Source organism: Streptomyces europaeiscabiei, from assembly GCF_001550375.1.
In the GTDB taxonomy this organism is placed as follows: domain Bacteria; phylum Actinomycetota; class Actinomycetes; order Streptomycetales; family Streptomycetaceae; genus Streptomyces; species Streptomyces europaeiscabiei.
In genome coordinates this window covers 1-1795 of sequence record NZ_LRTR01000785.1, presented here as the reverse complement: position 1 = coordinate 1795, position 1795 = coordinate 1, and the positions used below count along the sequence as shown (strand labels likewise).

The 1795-nt window shown below is 72.8% G+C and carries 1 protein-coding gene and 2 pseudogenes; 2 read left to right on the top strand and 1 reads right to left on the bottom strand.

Annotated features, from left to right (window positions below; translation table 11 throughout):
• Together AWZ10_RS53190 and AWZ10_RS38470 are read left to right on the top strand one after the other, a co-directional pair.
• Nucleotides 1-216 (top strand): annotated as a pseudogene (locus AWZ10_RS53190) (hypothetical protein); the annotation flags it as partial.
• Between the two features lie 236 nt (nt 217-452).
• Complete coding sequence (locus AWZ10_RS38470; RefSeq protein WP_208618626.1) at nt 453-1571, top strand: SGNH/GDSL hydrolase family protein; 1119 nt, start codon at nt 453-455, stop codon at nt 1569-1571.
• Between the two features lie 28 nt (nt 1572-1599).
• On the opposite strand, the pseudogene AWZ10_RS38465 reads toward AWZ10_RS38470, so the two are convergent.
• A pseudogene (locus AWZ10_RS38465) lies at nt 1600-1795 on the bottom strand (hypothetical protein); the annotation flags it as partial.

Below are 1795 nucleotides of genomic sequence, written 5' to 3'. Positions count from 1 at the left end.
GCGGACAGCGGACCTCGCCCGCCCGGCCGGGAGTCGAGCCCGCGGGCGGCGCGCCGTTTCGCCGGCGGAGACGAAGGCGCGGGCATCAGACGGAAGTTCGCGGGGAACCTCCCACTGGTCGAGCGTTCCCCGGTGACGCCGGCGCCCCGTCGCGGGCTGATGCTCGTCGGGGAGCCGGGCACGTCACCACGGCCGGCTACGGCCACGGACTATTGATCGGCTCGGCCGACCGCGTCACCACGCAGGCCGGAAAAGCCCCCCGGAAAGACACCCCCGCCGCCTCGGCGGACCACGTGAACCAGCCCTCATGACCGGCTGCACGGGTCTCCATGAGTCGCGGGCGCGCGTGGCGGATGTCGTCGCGAGGGGTTGACGGCGCCGTGTGTGACGGTCACCTTCGATAACGCGCACCTTGGGAGCGCTCCCACACTCCGTGTGTCGAAGGGACGGCCATGCAGACGCCTCGCCAGTTATCCCGACGGACGGTGGTCGCGGCCACCGCCGCCGGCCTCGTCGCCACCGTCGTGTCCCCCGCACGGGCCGCCGAGACGCGGGCGGCCCGGTTCCACACGGTCGGCCGGGTCAGGAAGGCTGCCGACGGGACAGTGCGGTACAGCTGGCCCGGGATCTCCTTCGAGGGGCGGTTCCACGGAACCGGCGTCGGGGTGGTCCTCGACGACGCCGACAACGACTACGACGTCCAGGTCGACGGGACGACCGTGGCCACCCTCGTCACCCCGGGCCGGACCGTCTCCTGGATCGACGGCCTCCCCGACGGCGGACACCGCGTGCGGGTCGTGAAGCGCACGGAGAGCCCGTGGGCGGCCGGCCGGTTCGGCGGTTTCGTCGCGGCTCCCGGTGGCGCGATTCTCGCCAGACCCCGGGCGCGGACCAGGCAGATCGAGTTCATCGGCGACTCGTACACCGCCGGATACGGCAATGTCTCCGGCACCCAGGACTGCTCCGGCAACGGCGGGGTCAACCGGAACAGCAACGCGGATCTCACTTTCGGCGCGCTCACCGCCCGGAAGCTGGACGCCGACCACCAGATCAACGCCTTCTCCGGCCGGGGAATGGTCCGCAACTACAACGGCGGCGATCCCGGAACCGACTTCCGCACGTACTACGACCGGGCCCTGCTGAACGTCGAGGGCGATGTCTGGCGGAAGCCGGACAGCTGGCGTCCGCAGGTCGTCGTGGTCGGGCTCGGTATCAACGACTTCTCGACGCCCCTCAACCCCGGGGAGCGCTGGAGCACGACGGCCGAGCTGGTCGCCGCCTACGAGAGCGCCTTTCACGGGTTCCTCGACAAGCTGCGCGCCCGGTACGGGCGCAGGACGTTCCTCGTGGTCGCCGCGGCCCACCTCTGGAACACCACCGCGTTCACGGAGGCCACCCGGCGGATCGTCGAGGAGCGGGGCCGGCGGGGCGACGGCCGGGTCAGTCACTGGTACTACGACGACCCCGGCCTCGATCACCTGGGCTGTGACTGGCATCCCTCGCTCCACGACCACCGGATCATCTCCGGGCTGCTCGACGACCACCTCGCGGGGCTGTCTCTGCGCTGGTAGCGGGGCTGCGGGGGTGGGCCGGGCGGGCTCAGGCCGTCAGGGCCCGCCCCGGCTGCAGCGTGGCGAGCAGGCCGGCGTGGTGCAGCGTGGCGACGGGGGCGAGGAGGTCGGGGTGGCGGAGCAGCGCGGCCGCCCGTCGGTCGAGTTCGCCAGGGGTGAGGAGGCGGCGGAACGCGGCGGGTGAACCGGCCGTGCGGGGGGAGCCGACGAGGGCGGCCAGGGCG

Coding starts and splice junctions, on each gene's coding strand:
- AWZ10_RS38470 (WP_208618626.1), top strand. CDS start 453: ATGCAGACGCCTCGCCAGTTATCCCGACGGACGGTGGTCGCGGCCACC.